Here is a 21,589-nt window from a genome sequence, read left to right on the forward strand (position 1 = left end):
CTCGTTAAGGAAACGTTAAAACCTGACTTCGATCTCGCGAGCTAGAGCCGTAGTAGGCGGAAAGTGCCCGAACAGCGGAGTTTACAGCTGTAAATGAGCATCTGAGGACGCTTTCCAACGCCCTACGGCCGACGCGCAGCAGATCGAAGCAGGTTTTTAGACGTCTCCGATCATTCCCACTCGATGGTTGCCGGCGGCTTGCTCGACACGTCGTAGGTGACGCGGGAAATGCCTTCGATCTCGTTGATGATGCGGTTCGAGACCTTCTCCAGCAGCTCGTACGGCAGGTGCGCCCAGCGAGCGGTCATGAAGTCGATGGTTTCCACGGCACGCAGGGCAACGACCCAGGCGTAGCGACGGCCATCACCGACCACGCCGACGGATTTCACCGGCTGGAACACCACGAAGGCCTGGCTGGTCTTGTGGTACCAGTCAAAGTTGCGCAGCTCTTCGATGAAGATGTGGTCCGCGCGACGCAGCAGGTCGGCGTATTCCTTCTTCACTTCGCCGAGGATGCGCACACCCAGGCCCGGGCCCGGGAACGGGTGGCGGTAGACCATGTCGTAGGGCAGGCCGAGCTCCAGGCCGATCTTGCGGACTTCGTCCTTGAACAGCTCGCGCAGCGGTTCGACCAATTCGAACTGCATGTCTTCGGGCAGGCCGCCGACGTTGTGGTGCGACTTGATCACGTGGGCCTTGCCGGTCTTGGCGCCGGCCGACTCGATCACGTCGGGGTAAATGGTGCCCTGGGCGAGGAACTTCACGTCCTTCAGCTTAGTGGCTTCCTCATCGAAGACTTCGATGAAGCTGCCGCCAATGATCTTGCGCTTCTGCTCCGGGTCACTGACGCCGGCCAGACGGCCAAGGAACTTCTCTTCGGCGTTGGCGCGGATCACCTTGACGCCCATGTTCTCGGCGAACATGGCCATCACTTGGTCTCCCTCGTGCAGGCGCAGCAGGCCGTTGTCGACGAACACGCAGGTCAGCTGGTCGCCGATGGCCTTGTGCAGCAGGGCTGCGACCACCGAGGAATCCACGCCGCCGGACAGGCCCAGCAGCACTTTGGAGTTGCCGACCTGGGCACGCACGGTGGCGATGGCGTCGTTGACGATGTTGGACGGAGTCCACAGAGCTTCGCAGCCGCAGATGTCCAGCACGAAGCGCGAGAGAATGCGACCGCCCTGCTTGGTGTGGGTCACTTCCGGGTGGAACTGCACGCCGTAGTAGCCGCGGGCATCGTCCGCCATGGCGGCGATCGGGCAGCTCGGGGTGCTGGCCAGGATGTGGAAACCTTCGGGAATCTCGGTGACCTTGTCGCCGTGGCTCATCCATACGTCGAGGCCGAACACACCGTCTTCATCCACGTGGTCTTCGATGCCATCGAGCAGGCGGGCCTTGCCGACCACATCGACGCGGGCGTAGCCGAACTCGCGCAGGTCCGAACCCAGCACCTTGCCGCCCATCTGCTCGGCCATGGTCTGCATGCCGTAGCAGATGCCGAACAGCGGCACCTTGAGGTCGAACACGGCCTTGGGCGCGCGCGGGCTGTTGGCTTCGTGCACCGACTCCGGGCCGCCGGCCAGGATGACGCCGCGCGGGGCGAAGGCGCGAACCTCGTCGTCGCTCATGTCGAACGGATGGATCTCGCAATACACGCCGATCTCGCGAACGCGGCGGGCGATCAGCTGGGTGTACTGGGAGCCGAAGTCGAGGATCAGGATCCGGTGAGCGTGAATGTCTTGGGACATGGCCATCTCTCGTAGCGAAATTCTTAAACGACACGGGGCTGTATCAAGCAGCCCCGTGTCCGACTCATTAACCTGAAACCCTTAACCTACGCGGTAGTTCGGGGCTTCCTTGGTGATCTGGACATCGTGGACGTGGGACTCGGCCATGCCGGCACCGGTGATGCGCACGAACTGCGGCTTGGTGCGCATGTCCTGGATATCGGCGCTGCCGGTGTAGCCCATGGCGGCACGCAGGCCACCCATCAGCTGGTGGACGATGGCGGTCAGTTGGCCTTTATAGGGCACTCGGCCTTCGATGCCTTCCGGCACCAGCTTCTCGGCGCCGGCGGAGGCGTCCTGGAAGTAGCGGTCGGAGGAACCGGTGGAACCGGCCATGGCGCCCAGGGAACCCATGCCACGGTAGGACTTGTAGGAACGGCCCTGGAACAGCTCGATCTCGCCCGGCGCTTCTTCGGTACCGGCGAACATCGACCCCATCATCACGCAGTAGGCGCCAGCCACCATGGCTTTGGCCAGGTCGCCGGAGAAGCGGATGCCGCCGTCGGCGATCAGCGGAACGCCGGTGCCTTCCAGGGCAGCGGCGACGTTGGCGATGGCGGAAATCTGCGGCACGCCGACACCCGCGACGATACGGGTGGTGCAGATGGAGCCTGGGCCGATGCCGACTTTCACGGCGTCGGCGCCGGCGTCAGCCAGTGCCTTGGCAGCTTCGCCGGTGGCGATGTTGCCGCCGATGACCTGCACTTGCGGGAAGGTTTCCTTGACCCAGCGGACGCGGTCGATCACGCCCTTGGAGTGACCGTGGGCGGTGTCCACCACGACGACGTCAACGCCAGCGGCAACCAGTGCGGCAACGCGCTCGCCGGTGTCTGCGCCGGTGCCGACGGCTGCGCCGACGCGCAGGCGACCCAGGTCATCCTTGGACGCCAGCGGGTAGGTCTTGGCTTTTTCGATATCGCGGAAGGTCACGAGGCCAGTGAGGTAGAAGTTCTCGTCGACGATCAGCATCTTCTCGATGCGGTTCTCGTAGAGCGCCGCCTTGATCTCTTCCAGCGGGGTGTTTTCGCGGGCAGTGACCAGCTTGTCCTTCGGGGTCATGATCGCGGCCACGCTATCGCCGATGTTCGGCTTCACGCGCAGGTCGCGGCCGGTGACGATACCGACCAGTTCGCCCTCTTCCACCACCGGGAAGCCGGAGAAGCCGTACTCGCGGGCGATCTGCAGCAGCTCGATGATCTTGGTCGACGGGGTCACGGTGACCGGGTCGCGAACGATGGCGGTCTCGTGCTTCTTGACCTTGCGGACCTCGGCGGCCTGCTGCTCGATGCTCATGTTCTTGTGGATGATGCCGATGCCGCCTTCCTGCGCCATGGCAATGGCCAGGCGGGCTTCGGTCACGGTATCCATCGCGGCGGACACCAGCGGGATGTTCAGCTCGATGCCTCGGGTCAGGCGAGTTTTCAGGCTCACGTCCTTGGGTAGAACTTCCGAATAACCCGGAATCAGGAGGACGTCGTCGAAAGTGAGGGCTTCTTGGCTGATGCGCAGCATGGCGGGGGCTCCCGATCGGGAAAAATGGAAGCGCGGCATTATATCCCAGCTGGGGGCTGCGGCTCAACGTAACCAGACGATCTGAATAAAGCCTTTCTCCACCTTACGCGCTGGCCCCTGTCCACGGGCCCGCTTATCATCCTTCGCCATGCAGAAAGATCCCTTCCAACGGCTGGGCCTCGACCGCGAGGTTCTGACCGTCAGCCAGCTCAACCAGCGCGCCCGCCACCTGCTGGAGGACGTGTTCCCGCAGGTCTGGGTCGAGGGCGAGATTTCCAACCTCGCCAAACCCGCGTCTGGCCACATGTATTTCACCCTGAAGGACAGCAACGCCCAGGTGCGTTGCGCGCTGTTCCGCCAGAACGCCCTGCGCGTGCGCCAGGCCCTGCGTGATGGCCTGGCCGTGCGGGTGCGCGGCAAGGTCTCGCTGTTCGAAGGGCGCGGCGACTACCAACTGATCGCCGACACCGTCGAACCCGCCGGCGATGGCGCTCTACGCCTGGCTTTCGAGGCGCTGAAAGAGAAACTCGCCGCCGAAGGCCTGTTCGCCACCGAGCGCAAGCGCGAGCTGCCGGCTCATCCCCGGCGCATCGGCATCGTCAGCTCGCCCACCGGCGCGGTGATCCGCGACATCATCAGCGTGTTCCGCCGCCGCGCGCCGCAGGTCGAGCTGACCCTGATCCCCACCGCCGTGCAGGGCCGCGAAGCCATCGGGCAGATCGTCCGCGCGCTCAAGCTGGCCGATGCGCAGGGCTTCGACGCGCTGATCCTGGCCCGTGGCGGCGGCTCGCTGGAAGACCTCTGGTGCTTCAACGAGGAACCGGTGGCCCGCGCCATCGCCGCCTGCGTGACGCCCATCGTCAGCGCCGTGGGCCATGAGACCGACGTGTCCATCAGCGATTTCGTCGCCGACGTGCGCGCCCCCACACCATCGGCCGCCGCCGAGCTGCTGGCTCCCCACAGCGGCGACCTGCAGCAGCGCCTGGACAGCCTGCGCCGCCGACTGATCCTGCGTATCCAGGACCGTCTGACCCGCGAACGTCTGCGCCTGGAAGGCACCGCCCGACGCCTGCGCCATCCCGGCGAGCGCCTGCGCCAGCAGTCCCAGCGCCTGGACGACCTGGACATGCGCCTGCGCCGCGCCTTCGAGCGCCAGCTGCAGATCCGCCAGGAGCGTGTGGCGCGCCTGGATACTCGCCTTGCCGCCCAGCACCCCGGCCGCAACCTGGCCCTGCTGCGCCAGCGCCTGGACAACCTCAGCGCCCGCCTGCCACGCGCTACCAACGCGATCCTGCGTGAACAGCGCCAGCGCCTGGACGGCCTGATGCAGACGCTGCACATCGTCAGCCCGCTGGCGACCCTCGGCCGGGGCTACAGCATCCTGCTGGACGACAAGGGGCAGGCGATCCGCAGCGCCGCGCAGACGAAGAACGGCCAACGCCTCAAGGCCAAGCTGGGCGATGGCGAGCTGGAAGTGCGGGTGGAAGACAACCACCAGGCGCCCGTCACCCTGTCGCTGCTGGACTGAGAACCGATGACCGACCTGCTCGCACCGATCCTGCCGCAAACCGATCCGGACTGGGCCGAGGCCTTCCGCGTGCCCATCGTCGAGTGCAACCAGCCGCTGCAGGCCATGGGCATCGCCACGGGTTTCGCGGTGTGGCCGGCCTATCACCGCCTCGGCGTGCCCAACGCGCAACCGGAGTGCTATGCGCGCACCGAAGTCTTCGAGCGCCTGTTGCAGGCCGCCAGCCTGCTGCCCGACAGCCTGCGTCTGGTCATCCTCGATGCCTGGCGGCCCTTTGCGGTGCAGCAGCACCTGTATGACACCCTCTATGACATCCTTCGCCAGCACAAACCGGACGCCGATCCGGTCGAGCTGACCCGGCGCACCCGCGAGTTCGTCGCCCCGCCCAGTACCCGCGCCGAATCGCCCAGCCCGCACCTCACCGGCGGCGCGATCGACCTGACCCTGTGCGACAGCGAAGGCCGCTGGCTGGACATGGGCAGCCTGTTCGACGAGGCCACGCCGCGTTCCTATACCCGCCATTACGAAGACATCTCCGCGCCGGACGAACAACAGCGGCGCATCCGCGACAATCGTCGGATTCTGTTCAACGCCATGAGCGCGGCGGGGTTCAGCAACCTGTCCAGCGAATGGTGGCACTACGACTACGGCGACCAGCTGTGGGCCGCGCACCTGGGCAAGCCACACGCTATCTATGGCCCAGCGCAGGTGCTGCCGTTGGAACAGCTGTGGCGCCAGCAGTTGGAAAACCTACGCCGCTAGCGCTTGGGCCTTCGTAGGAGCGGACCTTGTCCGCGAAGTCCATCCGGCGCGCCCTGAACTGCCCAGTGCGAGTTGAGTCCCTTCGCGGACAAGGTCCGCTCCTACAGGTCGAACTGGGTGCCGTCAGGAAGCGGGCCGAATCGCACCGCCTCCATCGCGAGCAAGCTCCCCCTAAAGGAGCCACGCACAGAAACATCAGGGGGCTGTAGGAGCGAGCTGGCTCGCGAACGGCTTCGCTGCGGGGTGAGTTCGCGAGCAAGGGCTGGGCGCCCCCCTCGCTCCTACAAAAAAGCGCCGTGCCACGACGTTCCGCTTTCGACGAAATCGCCCCGCTCGCCGAATCGCCCCGTGTAGACTGCCCGCTTCATCCGCCGACACGTCCACGGATTGCGATATGTTCCGACTCTTCTGCCTGCTCGCCGCCACCCTCCTCGCCCTGCCCGCCCATGCCGAAGGTTTCATCAGCCGCACGCTGAACAAGCCGGTGCCCGGCGGTGTCGCCGTGGTGCAACTGGGCCGGGATGCCGCCGTGCCCACTGCCACCTATCAGGGAAAACCGGTACTGGTGGTGCGCGAAGAAGGCCGCGACTGGATCGCCATCGTCGGCATCCCGCTGACCACCAAGGCCGGCAACCAGCAGATCGCCGTGAAGCAGGCCGGCGCCAGCCGCAGCTTCGGCTTCACCGTCGGCGCCAAGCACTATAAAGAGCAGCGCATCACCCTGAAGAACACCCGCCAGGTGAACCCGCTGCCCGAGGACCTCAAGCGCATCAACCGCGAGTTGGCCGAGCAGACCGCCGCCTACCGCAGCTTCAGCCCCGGCACGCCAAGCAATCTGGTGCTGGACAAACCGGTCAACGGTCCGCTCTCCAGCCCCTTCGGCCTGCGCCGCTTCTTCAACGGCGAGGAACGCAACCCGCACTCGGGTCTCGACTTCGCCGTGCCCGCCGGCACGCCAATCAAGACACCGGCCGCCGGCAAGGTGATCCTGATCGGCAACTACTTCTTCAACGGCAACACGGTGTTCGTCGACCACGGCCAGGGCTTCATCAGCATGTTCTGCCACATGTCGAAGATCGACGTGAAGCTCGGCGACCAGCTCCCGCGCGGCGGCGTAGTTGGCCGCGTCGGTGCCACCGGCCGCGCCACCGGGCCGCATATGCACTGGAACGTCAGCCTGAACGACGCCCGCGTCGATCCGGCGATCTTCATCGGCGCGTTCAAGCCCTGATGCGACTTCGTTTCGATGGACGCAGTGCGCTGTTCGCGCTGCTCTGGTTCGCCGTGCTGGTCTGGCTGGCTACGGCCGGCGCGAATCTCGGCTGGCTGCGCGGTTTCGGCGGCGACGTGCTGGCGGTGATCTGGCTGTACTGCCTGCTGCGCGCGGCGCTGGATGCACCCGCGCGATGGCTGGCCGGAGCCGCGCTGGCCTGCGGGCTGCTGATCGAGTTCGGCCAGTTCCTCGCCGCGACCTTCCACTGGCAGATCGGCAACCGCGCACTGCGCATCGTGCTGGGCGCCACACCGGACTGGCTGGATGTGCTGGCCTACTGCATCGGCTTCGCGCTGATTCTCGCGGTGCGGCAGACGCGCCTGGCCCTCAGGCCAGCGGGTAACTGAAGAACAGCGCCATCTCCCCGGGCAGTACCTGCGCCGGGTCGTAGAGGTCGGTGGAAAGTCCGCTGAGGGAGAAGCCGCGGGAGCGGTAGAAGCCTACCGCCGGCAGGTTGAGGTTCTGGGTTTCCAGCCACAGGTGACGTGCTTCGGTGCCGCGAGCCCAGTCCAGGCAGCCTTCCAGCAGTTGCTTGCCTACGCCCAACCCGCGCGCTTCGGGAAGGACGAACAGGTCGTCCAACACGGCGCGACGATTCCAGATTTCGTAGCGGGCGATGGCAAAGCCCAGGCGCTCACCCTCTTCGTCAACGACCACGGCGGTCCAGTCGGCCGCCGTCACGTCGTCCTTCAGGTCGGCGAACGGATAGCGCTTGGTCTGCGCCTCGGGCAGGCGCTCCTCGCGCAGGATGAAACCATCGGCGGCGCTCTCGATGCGCAGGATCGAGTCGCTCGAGTAGCTGCCGTCGAAACCCAGCAGCCACTCGCCGTCTTGCGCCCACACCAGTGGGCGCAGGAGCCGGTCGCTCATCAGTTCATCTTCATGCCGTGCATGTCATGGCCCATGTCGGTGCCCTTCGGCGCTTCCTTCTGCACCGCGACCTCGACCTTCACATCACCGGCCTTCTGGAAATGCAGGGTCAACGGGAAGCGCTCGCCATCGGTGAGCGGCTTCTTCAGGCCGAACAGCATCAGGTGGTACTGGCCGGGCGCGAAGACGACCTTGCCGCCGGCAGGAATATCCACGCCCTCGACCTTCTGCATCTTCATCATGCCGTCCTTCTCCACGTGCTGGTGGATTTCGGCGCTGGCGGCGCGGTCGGTGTCGGCGCCGAGCAGGCGGTCCGCGTCCTTGCCGTGGTTCTGCACGATGAAGTAGGCCGCGCCGTTCACCGAGTTGGCCGGCAGCAGCAGCGACCAGGGGTGGTCGATGTGCAGGTTGCCGGCCTCGTATTCGTGGGCCATGGCGGCGCCGGAGAAGCCCAGCAGGACAGCGAAAGCGAGCAGGGTTTTACGCATGTTCGAGACTCCAGTTGGCTTGTGATCAGATCCGCCGTGAGGGCGGAAAAACATCGGGTCGCGGGCGCAATGATCGCGCCGCAGCATAGCCTGCCTCGCGGCAGGCGTCAGGGTGAAACAGCGCACGCATCAACCCAGCGCAGGGCTGCGCGACTTGAGGCGCGACAACACCGCCCAGTCCAGCGCCCACACCAGCAGCAGCGACGCGCCCACCAGCGGGAAGGCGACACCGAGGATGATCATGAGCGCCACCCCGCCCTTCCATACCGGCAGCGCGTGCGGCATCGGCGGCACGCCGAGGCGACCCTGCGGACGGCGCTTCCACCAGATCCACAGGCCGCTGACGGCGCTGAGCAGGATCATCAGGCAGACGCCGAGCATGAGCAGTTGGTTGAACAGGCCGAACATCTTGCCTTCATGCAGCATCACGCCGGATTCGACACCCTTGGCCACCAGCCCGTAGTCCTTCCAGCGCACGTCGGCGAGCACCTTGCCGGTGTACTGATCGATGTGCAGGGTGGCGTCGTTGCGCGAGTCGTCGGCGAACACCGAGACGGTGAACACGCCCTGCTCGCCCTTGGGTAGCGCAATGGCATAGCCCGGCACCACGCCGGCCTTGTCGGCGGTATCGACCACCTGCTGCAAGCTGATCTGCGGCATCGCCATGCCGCCGGAACCATGGGCCATGTGTTCGGCGTGGGCGCCGCCGGACATCGGCATCGGGGTGTTTTCCATCGCCCAGGGAATGGTCTGGCGGTGCGCCTCGTTGAGCGTGCGCGCCTCCAGGTCCGATTTGGGCACGTCGTTCCACATGGCCACCGGGAAGCGGTTCCAGACATCGGCGAAGGATTTGCCCCAGAAGCCGGTCCAGGTCATGCCGGTGAGCAGCATGAACAGCATCAGCAGCGAGCCCCAGAAACCGACCACCATGTGCACATCGCGCCACAGCGCACGGCCGCGGCGCGACAGGTCCGGCCAGAGCAGCACGCGCAGAGAGCGCTTGCGCGGCCACCACAGGTACAAGCCGGAGACCACCAATACGATGCCCCAGCCGGCGGCCAGCTCGATCAGTCGGTCGCCAACAGTGCCAATCATCAGCTCGCCGTGCAGCGCACGGGCCATGGCCTGCAGATTGGACTTCGCGTCCTGCACGCCGAGCAGCTTGCCGCTGTAAGGATCGACGAAGGCATTCACCTCGCGCCCATCGAGCTGGGCGACGAACTGTGCGCTACGGTCAGCGGCCGGTGCCGGCAAATACTGGCTGACCTGCAGCTGCGGGTTCTGGTGATGCAGGTGCATCAGTTGCTCGTCGGCGGACAGCCACACCTCAGCCGGCGTCACCTGCAGCAGGTCGCTGTACATCAGCGGGTCGAGCTGCGGCTTGAACAGGTAGATGATCCCGGTCAGCGACAGCAGGATCATGAACGGCGCGACGAACAGCCCGGCATAGAAGTGCCAGCGCCAGGCCAGGTTGTAGAAATCGAATGTCTTCTTCTGCATTCGTTGATCTCCTCACGCAAGGAGGCCCCCGACCAGCGGGGGCCGGTCGGGCATTAGAACGAGAAGTCCACTTTGGTCCAGAACGTACGTCCCGGCTCGTGGATCGATTCGGGGTCGTTGGCCGGGTAGCCGAAGCCGGCGTTGCCCGCCAGGTTCAGGTGCTCGGCGTAGTCCTTGTCAAACAGGTTGTCGACGCCGGTGCTGACCTTGAGGTTCTTGCTCAGCTTGTACGCGCCGTTGAGCGAGAACACCGCGAAGCCGGGGCTTTCGTCGAAGTCGTAGCCGACCACGTTGCCCTGGTTCTCGGCGATGCGTCCCTGGTGCGCGACCACGCGCCAGAGACCGCCGGCGCTCCAGTCGCCTTCCTCGTAGCTCAGGCCGAAACGCGCCTCCAGCGGCGGCATCTGCGGCAGCGCAGTATCGTCGGTGGTGTTCTTGCCCCAGGCGTAGGCCAGGGTGCCGTCGGCCGTCCAGTTGCTGGTCAACGCGTAGGCCGCGCCCAGTTCGCCACCCATGATCCGTGCATCGACGTTCCGCGCCTGGGAGGTGCGGCCCATCATGCCGCCGGGCATGTAGTCGAACAGGATGTAGTCGCGGATCACGCCGACATAGCCGGACGCCCAGGCCTTGAGCTTCTCGTCCTCGTACTGCGCGCCGAAGTCCAGCTGGGTGGTTTTCTCCGGCTTGATGCTGTCGAAGGCGTTGACCGAGCCGGTCGGTCCCTTGTCCGGGGAGAACAGCTCCCAGTAGTCGGGGAAGCGCTGCACGTGGCCAAGGCCGACATAGAGCGTGGTCGGCGTGTCGGCCAGGTCGTGCTCGTAGCGCGCGAAGCCGCTGGGCAGCGTGTCGGCGCGGGTGTCGTCGGCGGTGGGGTTGGGCATCACCATCATCCCCGAGCCGGTGCTCTGCCGATAATCCTTGACCGAGGCGCGGTCCAGGCGCGCACCGGTGATCACGCGGTCGCGGTCGGCGGCGTACCAGGTCAGCTCACCGAAGGCGCCATAGTTGTGGAAGACCGCGTCCTTGTCCCACGGCACTTCGTCGTAGGTGCCGATGCCCATGCCGCTACGCTCGCGGTGCTCGTTGGTCTGGGCATCGACGCCGGTGATCAGCTTGAAATCGTCCCAGCGCCAGGTGGCGGCCAGGCGCCCGCCGAGGGTCCGGCGGTCGACGTTGGAAGCCATGGGGCCGGCCATCATGCCCATGCCCGAGGGCGTGCGCAGGCTGTAGTTGTCCATCACATGGTCGGCGTAGTTGTAGTAGACCTGCGCCTCCAGCTTGTCGAGCACTTCGCCGATGTTGGACTTCTCGAAGCGCAGGCCGAGGCTCTCGCGCTTGAACTGCGAGCCGTCCATGCCGCGTCCGGCGTAACGCGCTTCACCATCGCCCTTGCCGGCGGTGAGCTCGACCAGGGTATCGGCGTCCGGCGTCCAGCCCACGGCCACGTCGCCGTTCCACTTGTTCCAGCGCGACGGCACGGTGTTGCCGCTGCCGTCTTCATAGTCGTCGGACTGGGATTTGTTGCCGGTGACGCGCACGTAGCCCAGCGGTCCGCCGGCAGCGGCGTCCAGCACACGGTCGAAGCGACCGTTGGAGCCGGCAACGATGCTGCCATTGACGCGGGTTCCCAACTCACCGAAGCGTTCCGGCTCGCGGTCGAAGCGGATGGTGCCGGCCGAGGCGCCTGGGCCCCAGATTACGGTTTCCGGGCCTTTCACCACGGTGAGCTTGTCGTAGGTTTCCGGCGAGATATAGGAAGTCGGCGCGTCCATCCGCGCCGGGCAGGCGCCGAGCATGGTGGTGCCGTTGGTGAGGATGTTCAGGCGCGAGCCGAACATGCCGCGCAGCACCGGGTCACCGTTGGTGCCGCCGTTGCGGATGGCGGAGAAGCCGGGGATGGTCTTGAGGTAATCGGCACCGTCGCTGGCGGGGATCGGTTGGCGCGGCTGCTTGGGGTCGGTGACGATGGTCAGCGGTGAACTCTGCGCCACAGCAGTGATGACGCTGGGCGACAGTTCGGTGACATGCGAAGAGTGATCTTCCTCTTCGGCCATCGCCGGGGCGGCAGTGAAACCGCCAAGGGCGGTCAGCGCGCACAGGGCGCGCAAGCCGACGGCACGTTGCCGACGGCGCATTTGCATGCGGGACATTCCATTAATTCCATGATCGGTGATGACGCCCGCTCCACGCGTACTCGCACGGCGCGCAAGCGAATGCAGGCATCCGCGCCGGGGTCGGGGAGTCGGGATTGCGGGTCAGCCGATCAGGGCAGGAGGTGCGCGCGAGCGTGCGCCGGGGAAGACCGGCGAGGCGGGAATACGAGAGGAGACGAACTGGACGCCCGGCGCGCCGACGGCAGGCAGGCTGTGATCGAGCAGGACCGGCGGCGGTGTCAGCGGCGGGCTGTGGATCAGCAGGCTGCAGTAGCCGCACTTCTCCATGAAGGCGTCGGCAGTGAGCGGTTGCTCGCCGTGGGAAGTCGGTGCCGCGTGTTGTGCAGTAGCCCGGTGCCCATCCGAACAGGCCATTTCGTCCATGGCGGCGATCGCCGCACCATGGTCCATGGCCTTGCCATGCTCCATCGGCATGACGTGATCCATGGGCATGGCGTGATCCATCGGCATCGACTGGGAAACCAGCGGGCCGACATAGATCATCAGCATGGCGAACAACGCCAGCCAGGTGCCTACGCCTTGTCGAATGCGACGGGTCACGAAATGTCCTTGAGCAGGGTATGCCCCACCTGCGGCGGGGGTGCGCAATGATCGCACGGAGTTACAAAGCTCCGCTGCGGCAAGTGGACGCAGAATCAGTTAAGCACAGTATTAAGCGATGGAAAAAATTGCTAAAAATCAATTATTCCGGCAATTAATGATCACCATGAAAACATTGGAGACTTTTTCTACCAAATTTTCCCAAATGCTTGCCATCGGCCTCCCAGGCCATTAGCGTGGCACTCATGAAAACCGCACACACCCTCATCCTGCTTCGCCAACACGCCTGCCTGCGCCTGGTCAGCCCGCGACTGCGTAGCTGAGCCCCCCTCCCCCGGTTTCGCCTCGATTCGATTTTTTTTGCGCTGGCCCGCAGGCCGCAGAGAACAAGGATTCCGCTCATGAGCATGTTGAAAGACCCGTCGAAGAAATACCGCGCCTTCACCCAGATCACCCTGCCCGACCGCACCTGGCCGGACAAGATCATCGACAAGGCGCCGATCTGGCTGTCCACCGACCTGCGCGACGGTAACCAGTCCCTGATCGAGCCGATGGATGCCGAGAAGAAGATGCGCTTCTTCAAGTGCCTGGTGCAGGTCGGCCTGAAGGAAATCGAAGTGGGCTTCCCGTCCGCCTCGCAGACCGACTTCGACTTCGTGCGTGAGCTGATCGAGAACGGCCACATTCCCGATGACGTCACTATCCAGGTGCTGACCCAGGCCCGCGACGATCTCATCGAGCGCACCTTCGAGTCCCTGAAAGGCGCGAAGAAGGCCATCGTCCACTACTACAACGCCTGCGCGCCAAGCTTCCGCAAGATCGTCTTCAACCAGGACAAGAATGGCGTCAAGCAGATCGCCATCGACGCCGGCAAGACCATCAAGCGCCTGGCCGCCGCCGCGCCGGAAACCCAGTGGGGCTTCGAGTACTCGCCAGAAGTGTTCAGCTCCACCGAGACCGACTTCGCCGTCGAGGTGTGCAACGCGGTGATCGACGTGTTCCAGCCGACCCCGGCCAACCGCCTGATCCTCAACCTGCCCGCCACCATCGAGTGCGCCACGCCGAACAACTACGCCGACCAGATCGAGTGGTTCGGCCGCCAGATCAACAAGCGCGACAGCGTGCTGATCAGCCTGCACACCCACAACGACCGTGGCACCGGCGTGGCCGCTTCGGAACTGGCCCTGATGGCCGGCGCCGACCGCGTCGAAGGCTGCCTGTTCGGTAACGGCGAGCGCACCGGCAACCTGTGCCTGGTGACCATGGCGCTGAACATGTACACCCAGGGCATCGACCCCGAGCTGGACTTCTCCGACATCGACGCCGTGCGCAAGGTGGTGGAAGAGTGCAACCAGATTCCGGTGCACCCGCGTCACCCGTACGTCGGTGACCTGGTCCACACCGCCTTCTCCGGCTCCCACCAGGACGCCATCCGCAAGGGCTTCGCCCAGCAGAAAGACGACGCCCTGTGGGAAGTACCGTACCTGCCGATCGACCCGGCGGACATCGGCCGCAGCTACGAGGCCGTGATCCGTGTGAACAGCCAGTCCGGCAAGGGCGGCATCACCTTCCTGCTCGAACAGGAATACGGCATCAGCCTGCCGCGCCGCATGCAGATCGAGTTCAGCCAGGTCGTGCAGAACGAGACCGATCGCCTGGGCCTGGAGATGACCGCCGAGCAGATCTACACCCTGCTGCAGACCGAGTACCTGCAAGCCGTGTCCCCGTTCGGCCTGAAGAACTATCGTCTGCAGGAAGAGAACGGTGTCTGCGCCATCGACATCGACGTGACCCACAAGGGCGAGCAGCACCGCTGGCACGGCAAGGGCAAGGGCACCCTGGAAGCCCTGGTCGCCTCGCTGCCGGTGGACGTCGAGATCATGGACTACAACGAGCACGCCATCGGCGCCGGCACCAATGCCCGCGCGGCCGCCTATATCGAACTGCGTGTCGAGGGTGGTCGTTCGCTGCACGGCATCGGCATCGATGAAAACATCACCACCGCGAGCTTCCGTGCGCTGTTCAGCGCCCTGAACCGCGCCGTGACGCTGGGCCACGCGAAAGCCGCGTAAATCTGGCCTACGCTGTTCAACAGGAAGTCCCTTTGCCCCGGACGCTTCGTGCGTCCGGGGCTGTTTTCAATGGAGTGAAAACATGACGCCTGTCGACAGCAACAATCTCCCATTCCAGCCTCCCGCCGCTCTCCTGCTGCAAGCTCCCGCCGCGGCAGAGAAGCCGCCCTTCCGCCTGGCCGCCATTGGCATCGCTGGATTCTTCGGAACGCCCTTGGCCGGCGCCTGGGTCATGGCCAGGAGTTTTGAGCGCCTGGGGCGTCATGACCTCGTTCGTAAGGCCTGGACCCTTGGCATCGGCCTGTTCCTCGCCGTCAACGTGCTGGCATTGATACTGCCGGGGAAAACGTCCTTTACCCCCATCAACCTCATGTTTGCAGCCGGCATGCAACATCATGCCAAGCAACTGATCGGACCGACGCTGGAGGCGCATCTCGCCGCCGGCGGCACCGTGGCGTCCAATTGGCGCGCCTTTGGCGTTAGCCTGCTCTTCTCGCTCGCCGTCATAGCCGTGATCTTCGGCGGTGCCTTTGTCCTGGCCCTGTTCGGGCTGATCTGAACCACCCTTTGCACATCACCTAAAGATTCCCCCTAGTCCCCTAGGGGGAAGTCTCCGCAACGCTGGTACTCGCCCCGATTACTCCTCGCTCTTCCCTTCCCTAGTCTTGCGTGCACTGCCGTGAAAGCGGCAGGCAAACAAAAATCCGTGTCACGCAATCAGACACTTTCGGCCGCCCCTGCCTTGCGTACAGAGGCGCCCGGTTACCTACAACAACAACGAGCTCGACGTGCTTGGCCATCTGCCTTCACCCGCTTCAGGAGCCAGTAACCGTGAACCCGCAATCTCCCCACCCGCAATCCGTCCGTGCTTCCCGTTATTCCTGGTATGTCGTCGTGCTGTGCATGGTGGCGTACATCTTCTCCTTCGTTGACCGGCAGATCCTCTCGCTGATGATCGAGCCGATCAAAGCCGACCTGCAGATCAGCGACACCCAGTTCAGCCTGCTCAGCGGGCTGGCCTTCTCGCTGTTCTATGCCTTCATGGGCCTGCCCATCGCCTACCTGGCCGACCGCTCCTCGCGGGTCAGGATCATCGCCATCGGCGTGGCCTTCTGGAGCATCGCCACCGCCGCGTGCGGGCTGTCGAAGAACTTCCTGCAGATGTTCCTGGCGCGCATGAGCGTGGGCGTCGGCGAGGCCGCGCTGACTCCGGCGACCTACTCGATGCTCGCCGACCTGTTCCCCAGGGAGAAACTCGGCCGCGCACTGGGGCTGTACTCCATGGGCGCCTTCCTCGGCGGCGGCCTGGCCTTCCTGGTCGGCGGCTACGTGATCGAGGCGCTGCGCGACGTGCCGGCCATCGACCTGGGCTGGCTGGGCCAGGTGCGTTCCTGGCAAATCGCGTTCTTCATCGTCGGCCTGCCCGGCGTGCTGGTGGCCTTGCTGATCGCCCTGACCATCCGCGACCCGGCACGCAAGCTGGCCGACTCGGAGAAGAAGGCGACGGTCCGTGACGGCCTGCGCTTCCTGCGCCGCCACCGTGCCACCTTCACCTGCCACTACCTGGGCTTCTCCTTCTTCGCCATGTGCCAGTACGCGCTGATGGGCTGGGCGCCAGCCATGTACATCCGCCAGTACGGCCTGACGCCGCTGGAGGTGGGCTACATCCTCGGCGGCATCCTGCTGGTGCTCAACACCGCCGGCGTGTTCTGCGCCGGCTGGCTGGTGGATGTGCTGCAGAAGCGCGGGCGCAGCGACGCCGCGCTGATCAGCGGCATGCTCGGCGCCGCCTGCACGATTCCCTTCGTCATCGGTGCGGTACTGGCCGGCGATCTGACACTGTCGGTGCTGTTCATGGGCCCGGCGATGTTCTTCTGCGCCTTCTGCATCTCCACCTCGGCGGCCGCCATGCAGGTGCTCACACCCAACCGCCTGCGCGCGCAGGTCTCGGCGCTGTTCCTGCTGGTCTCCAACCTGATTGGCCTGGGCGTCGGCACCACCCTGGTGGCCCTGCTGACCGACCATTACTTCAAGGACCCGAAGGCCGTCGGCTCCTCCATCGGCATCATCGTCACCCTGGCCGGGCTGCTCTGCCTGTGGCTGCTGGGCAACGGGCGCAAGCACTTCCGCCGTAGCCTGGGCCAGGAGCAAACGGCCCAGCCCGACACCGCCGCAACGCTGAACAGCAACGCCGCCGCCGCGAACTGATCGCGCCCGCCTCGATACGACGTACGCCCGCTCGCCGACATGTCGCCCCGCGCTCGGCGAGCGGTGCCCAGGAGATGACGATGTTCCGTAATCGCTTTGCCGGTGCGCTGGTCGCCAGCGCGCTGTTGCCCCTCTGCGCCCAGGCCGACCTGATCGACGACAGCCGCCTGGATACCACCCTGCGCAACTTCTACATGCTGCGCGACTACCGCCAGGACAACGCCCCGCAATCCCAGGCCGGCAGTTGGTCCCAGGCCGTGCTGGCACGCTTCAGCTCGGGCTTTACCGAAGGCACCATCGGTGTCGGCGTGGACTTCACCGGGTTCTACGCCCTGAAGCTCGACGGCGGCGCCGGCACCAGCAACGACAGCAACCTGCCCTATGACCGTACGACCGGCGAGCCGGTGGATGACTTCAGCCGTGGCGGCGCCACGCTCAAGCTGCGCTATTCGAAGACCACGCTGAAGGTCGGCCTGCTGGAGCCGCGCCTGCCGGTGATCGTCCAGGACGACGTGCGCGTGCTGCCGCAGACCTTCCAAGGCGTGATGCTGGAGTCGAAGGAGCTGGACCGCTTCAAGTTCACCGCCGCGCAACTGTGGAACACCAGCACCCGCGCCTCCAGCGACCGCGAGTCGTTCTACCTGGCGACCCACCCCGCCAGCCAGGACAGCAACAAGCTGAACCTGGGCGGTGTCGACGCGCAATGGACGCCGGCGCTGTCCACCAGCTACTACTTCGCCCAGCTCGAGGACATCTACGACCAGCACTATGTCGGCGCCAACTTCAAGCAGCCGGTCGGCGAAAACACCGCGCTGCTCGGCACCCTGAGCTACTTCCACAATGAGGAGTCCGGGCAGGCACTGTCCGGGCGCATCGACAACCGCGCCTACGGTGCGCGCCTGGGCGTGAAGCATGGCGGACATATGCTGTCGGCCACCTACCAGCGCATGCTCGGCGAGGACATGTTCCCCATGTTGCTGGGCAACACGCCGCAGCCCTACCTGGTCAACTGGGTCACCAACGGCGGGTTCTTCTGGGCGCAGGAGCGCTCCTACCAGCTGCGTTACGACTACGACTTCGCCAGCCTCGGACTGCCGGGCCTGACGCTGATGACGCGCTACACCAAGGGCACCGACATCGCGCGGCCGGGCAAGAGCGACGGGCATGAGTACGAGCGCGATACCGACATCGGCTATACCGTCCAGAGCGGGCCGCTGAAGACGCTGTCCTTCCTCATGCGAACCTCCACCGTCCGCAGCAGCTATGCCAGCGACTACGACGAGGTGCGCTTCATCACAAGCTATCCGCTGGCATTCTGACTGCCCTGAAACGAAGAAGGCCCCTTGCGGGGCCTTCGTCATTCACTCGTCGTCGCCACTCGCGGCGACCGCGCCCAGGCAGCACAGTCGATGCTGCTGCTCACCAGCCTGCAGCAGCCAGCTCTGGTCCTCGGGCTGGTAGCTGGCCTCCATCACCTGGTTGTAGCTGAAGTGCCATTCGCGGCGATCGCGACCATCGATGGACTCGATCTGCAGCACCACGTCTTCACTGGCGAAGGGCTTGTCCGCATGGGCGGCGGCGTCGGCCTGGTCCAGCAATGCCTCGTTGAGCTCGAACTGCCAGGCGTGGAGGCCGTCGATCAATAGCATGTCGGCGGTTTCCAGCTGGTCCAGCAGGTAGGGAGTCGTGGTCATGTTCGGCACTCGGCAATTGGGCTGGCCGCCATCATAGACCAGCTGGGTTGCGGCTGCCGGTGATTCCGCCCGGCGCGGGCAGAGGCGGAGTCTACACTGAGGGTTTTCGCACGCTACCGGGAGTAAAAGCAGATGCGCACACGCGAACAGGGAGTCGTGGTCATGTTCGGCACTCGGCAATTGGGCTGGCCGCCATCATAGACCAGCTGGGTTGCGGCTGCCGGTGATTCCGCCCGGCGCGGGCAGAGGCGGAGTCTACACTGAGGGTTTTCGCACGCTACCGGGAGTAAAAGCAGATGCGCACACGCGAACTCGGACTATCGGGCCTGAAGATTCCCGCGCTGGTCTTCGGCGGCAATGTGTTCGGCTGGTCCGCCGACGAAGCGACCTCCTTCCGCCTGCTGGACGCTCTGCTCGATGCCGGCCTCAACTGCATCGATACCGCCGACGTCTACTCGCGCTGGGTTCCCGGCCACGAGGGTGGCGAGTCGGAAACCCTCATCGGCAAATGGCTGAAGAAGACCGGCAAGCGCAACCAGGTGCTGATCGCCACCAAGGCCGGCATGGACATGGGCAACGGCCACAAGGGCCTGTCGGCGGTGTACATCGAGCAGGCCCTGGGCCGCTCGCTCAAACGCCTGCAGACCGATTACATCGACCTCTACCAGTCGCACTGCGATGACCCGCACACCTCGATGGAGGAAACCATGGGCGCCTTCGCCGAAGCGATCGAGACCGGCAAGGTACGGGTGATCGGCGCTTCGAACCTCGACGCCAAGCGCCTGCGCGAGGCCCGCGAGGTGTGCGACCGTCTGAAGCTGCCCAGTTACCAGAGCCTGCAGCCCAACTACAACCTCTACGACCGCGCCAACTACGAGACCAACCTGGAACCCACGGTGCAGCAGCTGGGTCTGGGCGTCATCAGTTTCTATTCGCTGGCGGCGGGCTTCCTCACCGGCAAGTACCGTAGCGAAGCGGACCTGGGCAAGAGCAGCGTGCGCGGCTACAAGGTGAAGAACTTCATGAACGAGCGCGGCTTCGCGATTCTCGATGCGCTGGAGGAAGTGGCCGGCGAACTGAAGGCAACCCCGACCCAGGTCGCCCTGGCCTGGCTGATGGCGCGGCCGAGCATCACCGCACCGATCGCCAGCGCCTCGAAGCTGGAGCAACTGCCCGACCTGATCGCAGCCACGCAGCTCACCCTGGGTGACGAGGCCACCCGGCGCCTGGATGCCGCCAGCGCCTACTGATACCTGCTGCCGGCGGCGTACGGGGCTTGCCCGTCGCCGCCTTTCCGATTCGCCGCCGAAAACCAGAAGAGAAAATCAGTGTGCGAAACTTCTTTTAATCTTGAGTGAATTTTCACAAATCACTTAGGAAGCAATTCCAGGTCAATTCCCATTGCTAGGATTTGCCTTACGCAAACACAAGGCATTTCCACATGCGAACTTCCTCCATCGACATTCTCGGAGCCCGTCCGGAACGCTATCGGACACTCCATCTGCTGTCCCCTCCCCACCGCTGATTCGCAGTGCCACAACGCATTTCCCTTTCCTGAAGTACAGGAGCTTCGAGCATGTCCATCGCCCGCTCGCGGAGCATTGCGTCCGCAGAAACCTACCAGCAAGCCGATAACACGTCCGGCAACGGCATCACCGCGCCAATCGCCCCGGTCTGGGCATTCAATATCGGCATGGCCAGCGACAACGACGCCATCGACAACCTCATCTTCCAGGGTCCCGCCTTCGCCCCTCACGGCAACAAATGGGGGACCACCATGGGCCAGCCCGTGGCCCTGACCTACAGCGTCTCCGGCGCCTCCTCCACCTACAACCTGGGCGCCCCACGGGATTTTCTCGACTTCAACCCCGTCCAGCTCAACGCCATCCAGTCGGTGATGCACGCCTATGCGAACGTCACCAACCTGACGCTTACCCAGGTCGAGGACACGCCCACCAGCGCCGGCGACATCCGCTGGGGAAGCACCAACAACGAGGTGGCCGTGCAGACCTCCCAGGCCAGCCTGCCCAACTCCCTCAACCCCTTCGGCGGCGACATCTGGATCGGCACCAGCGACAGCGACTATGCGACACCGATCAAGGGCAGCTACGGCTACCTGACCTTCCTGCACGAAATGGGACATGCGGTGGGACTCGTCCATCCCCATGACGCGGGCTACGTATCGGCTCCGGCGGGACAGGACCAGCTCAAGTACAGCGTGATGAGCTACCGCGACTACGCCGACGAACCGCTGAACGGCTACGAGTCGACCTTCTTCCCCACCTCGCTGATGCTCAACGACATCCAGGCGCTGCAGTACCTGTATGGCGCCAACACGACCTACAACGCGGGCAACACCACGTACAAATGGCTGCCGGGCACCTCCATCTACGAGACGCTCTACGACGCCGGCGGCACCGATACCATCGATGTGAACAATCTCGACCAGGGCGTTTCGCTCGACCTGAATGCGGGCAGTTGGTCACAGATCGGCAAGGCCTTCTGGAACGGCCAGGCGAACGTCCGCGACTGCCTGACCATCGCCTACGGCTGCACCATCGAGAACGCCCAGGGAACGCAGTTCAGCGACACACTGACGGGCAACTCCGCCAACAACGAGCTGTGGGGACGCGGCAGCGACGACCTTATCCTGGGCAACGATGGCGACGACACGCTGCTGGGCAATCGGGGCAACGACACCCTCGTGGGTGGCGCGGGCAACGACTACCTGCTCGGCGGGCTGGATAACGACACCCTGATCGGTGGCAGCGGAAACGATACCTACAGCAACTTCTTCCGCGGCTGGGGCGTCGACCACATCAGCGAGAATGACACTACGCCCGGCAACTTCGATGTCGTGCAGTTCGACCAGGGGGGACTCGCCGACCGTCCGATGACCGCCGACCAGCTGTGGTTCCGCCGCCAGGGCAACGACCTGGAGGTGTCCTGCATCGGCATCGCCGACCACTCGAGCCTGACCATCGACAACTGGTACCTGGGGCAGCAGTACCAGGTGGAGCAGTTCCAGGTGATTGGCGAGAACAAGTCGCTGTACGCCAACCAGGTCGACCAACTGGTCAACGCCATGGCGGCATTCGCGCCACCCGGCCAGGGCCAGACCAGCTTGCCGCCGGACTACCAGAAAGCCCTGGCGCCGGTGCTGGCGGCCAGCTGGGTGTAG

The 21,589-nt window shown here is 64.9% G+C and carries 18 protein-coding genes; 10 read left to right on the plus strand and 8 right to left on the minus strand.

Annotation, left to right across the window (positions count from 1 at the left end):
• Positions 1-170: 170 nt before the first annotated feature.
• Both guaA and guaB read right to left on the minus strand, forming a co-directional pair.
• Positions 171-1,748, minus strand: a complete 1,578-nt coding sequence (guaA, locus tag JVX91_RS26920; protein ID WP_205337085.1) for a glutamine-hydrolyzing GMP synthase — start codon at positions 1,746-1,748, stop codon at positions 171-173.
• Positions 1,749-1,829: 81 nt separating this feature from the next.
• Positions 1,830-3,299, minus strand: a complete 1,470-nt coding sequence (guaB, locus tag JVX91_RS26925) for an IMP dehydrogenase (protein WP_205337086.1) — start codon at positions 3,297-3,299, stop codon at positions 1,830-1,832.
• A gap of 148 nt (positions 3,300-3,447) precedes the next feature.
• Between guaB and xseA the strand changes: the two genes are divergently transcribed.
• From xseA to JVX91_RS26945, 4 genes are all read left to right on the plus strand, one after another.
• Entirely contained in the window at positions 3,448-4,827 is a 1,380-nt protein-coding gene (gene xseA / locus JVX91_RS26930) for an exodeoxyribonuclease VII large subunit (RefSeq protein WP_205337087.1), read from the plus strand.
• Positions 4,828-4,833: 6 nt separating this feature from the next.
• Positions 4,834-5,589, plus strand: a complete 756-nt coding sequence (locus JVX91_RS26935) for a M15 family metallopeptidase (protein WP_205337088.1) — start codon at positions 4,834-4,836, stop codon at positions 5,587-5,589.
• Between the two features lie 394 nt (positions 5,590-5,983).
• Entirely contained in the window at positions 5,984-6,820 is an 837-nt protein-coding gene (locus tag JVX91_RS26940) for a M23 family metallopeptidase (RefSeq protein WP_205337089.1), read from the plus strand.
• Positions 6,820-7,209, plus strand: coding sequence for a DUF2809 domain-containing protein (locus JVX91_RS26945; protein ID WP_205337090.1), 390 nt, complete (start codon positions 6,820-6,822; stop codon positions 7,207-7,209). The genes JVX91_RS26940 and JVX91_RS26945 overlap by 1 nt, the downstream gene beginning before the upstream one ends.
• On the opposite strand, the gene JVX91_RS26950 is transcribed toward JVX91_RS26945, so the two are convergent.
• From JVX91_RS26950 to JVX91_RS26970, 5 genes are all read right to left on the minus strand, one after another.
• Positions 7,190-7,732 (minus strand): GNAT family N-acetyltransferase, encoded by a 543-nt coding sequence (locus JVX91_RS26950; protein WP_205337091.1) that lies wholly within the window; start codon positions 7,730-7,732, stop codon positions 7,190-7,192. The genes JVX91_RS26945 and JVX91_RS26950 overlap by 20 nt on opposite strands.
• Entirely contained in the window at positions 7,732-8,220 is a 489-nt protein-coding gene (locus tag JVX91_RS26955; protein WP_205337092.1) for a copper chaperone PCu(A)C, read from the minus strand. The genes JVX91_RS26950 and JVX91_RS26955 overlap by 1 nt, the downstream gene beginning before the upstream one ends.
• A 129-nt stretch (positions 8,221-8,349) precedes the next feature.
• A complete protein-coding gene (locus JVX91_RS26960; protein ID WP_205337093.1) occupies positions 8,350-9,720 on the minus strand; it encodes a PepSY domain-containing protein in 1,371 nt (456 codons plus the stop codon).
• Positions 9,721-9,773: 53 nt separating this feature from the next.
• On the minus strand, positions 9,774-11,870 hold the full coding sequence (locus JVX91_RS26965) for a TonB-dependent copper receptor (RefSeq protein ID WP_205337094.1): 2,097 nt from the start codon (positions 11,868-11,870) through the stop codon (positions 9,774-9,776).
• 105 nt (positions 11,871-11,975) lie between these two features.
• Positions 11,976-12,434 carry a DUF2946 domain-containing protein gene (locus JVX91_RS26970; RefSeq protein WP_205337095.1) on the minus strand — a complete coding sequence of 153 codons (459 nt, stop codon included), beginning with the start codon at positions 12,432-12,434 and terminating at the stop codon, positions 11,976-11,978.
• Positions 12,435-12,835: 401 nt separating this feature from the next.
• Here JVX91_RS26970 and leuA point away from each other — a divergent pair, with 401 nt between their 5' ends.
• The 4 genes from leuA to JVX91_RS26990 all read left to right on the plus strand — a co-directional run bounded on the left by leuA (position 12,836) and on the right by JVX91_RS26990 (position 18,033).
• Positions 12,836-14,506 carry a 2-isopropylmalate synthase gene (gene leuA, locus JVX91_RS26975; RefSeq protein WP_205337096.1) on the plus strand — a complete coding sequence of 557 codons (1,671 nt, stop codon included), beginning with the start codon at positions 12,836-12,838 and terminating at the stop codon, positions 14,504-14,506.
• Between the two features lie 82 nt (positions 14,507-14,588).
• On the plus strand, positions 14,589-15,065 hold the full coding sequence (locus JVX91_RS26980) for a hypothetical protein (RefSeq protein WP_205337097.1): 477 nt from the start codon (positions 14,589-14,591) through the stop codon (positions 15,063-15,065).
• A 272-nt stretch (positions 15,066-15,337) separates the two neighbouring features.
• Complete coding sequence (locus tag JVX91_RS26985; protein WP_205337098.1) at positions 15,338-16,714, plus strand: MFS transporter; 1,377 nt, start codon at positions 15,338-15,340, stop codon at positions 16,712-16,714.
• A gap of 80 nt (positions 16,715-16,794) precedes the next feature.
• Positions 16,795-18,033, plus strand: coding sequence for an OprD family porin (locus JVX91_RS26990; RefSeq protein WP_205337099.1), 1,239 nt, complete (start codon positions 16,795-16,797; stop codon positions 18,031-18,033).
• 42 nt (positions 18,034-18,075) lie between these two features.
• Here JVX91_RS26990 and JVX91_RS26995 read toward each other — a convergent pair whose 3' ends face one another.
• Complete coding sequence (locus tag JVX91_RS26995) at positions 18,076-18,408, minus strand: DUF5629 family protein (RefSeq protein ID WP_205337100.1); 333 nt, start codon at positions 18,406-18,408, stop codon at positions 18,076-18,078.
• A 296-nt stretch (positions 18,409-18,704) separates the two neighbouring features.
• On the opposite strand from JVX91_RS26995, the gene JVX91_RS27000 reads away from it, so the two are divergent.
• Positions 18,705-19,658: an aldo/keto reductase gene (locus JVX91_RS27000; RefSeq protein ID WP_205337101.1), complete on the plus strand. Its 954-nt coding sequence runs from the start codon at positions 18,705-18,707 to the stop codon at positions 19,656-19,658.
• A gap of 326 nt (positions 19,659-19,984) precedes the next feature.
• Positions 19,985-21,589 carry a M10 family metallopeptidase gene (locus JVX91_RS29170; RefSeq protein ID WP_205337102.1) on the plus strand — a complete coding sequence of 535 codons (1,605 nt, stop codon included), beginning with the start codon at positions 19,985-19,987 and terminating at the stop codon, positions 21,587-21,589.

It is taken from the genome of Pseudomonas sp. PDNC002 (assembly GCF_016919445.1).
Lineage (GTDB): Bacteria > Pseudomonadota > Gammaproteobacteria > Pseudomonadales > Pseudomonadaceae > Pseudomonas.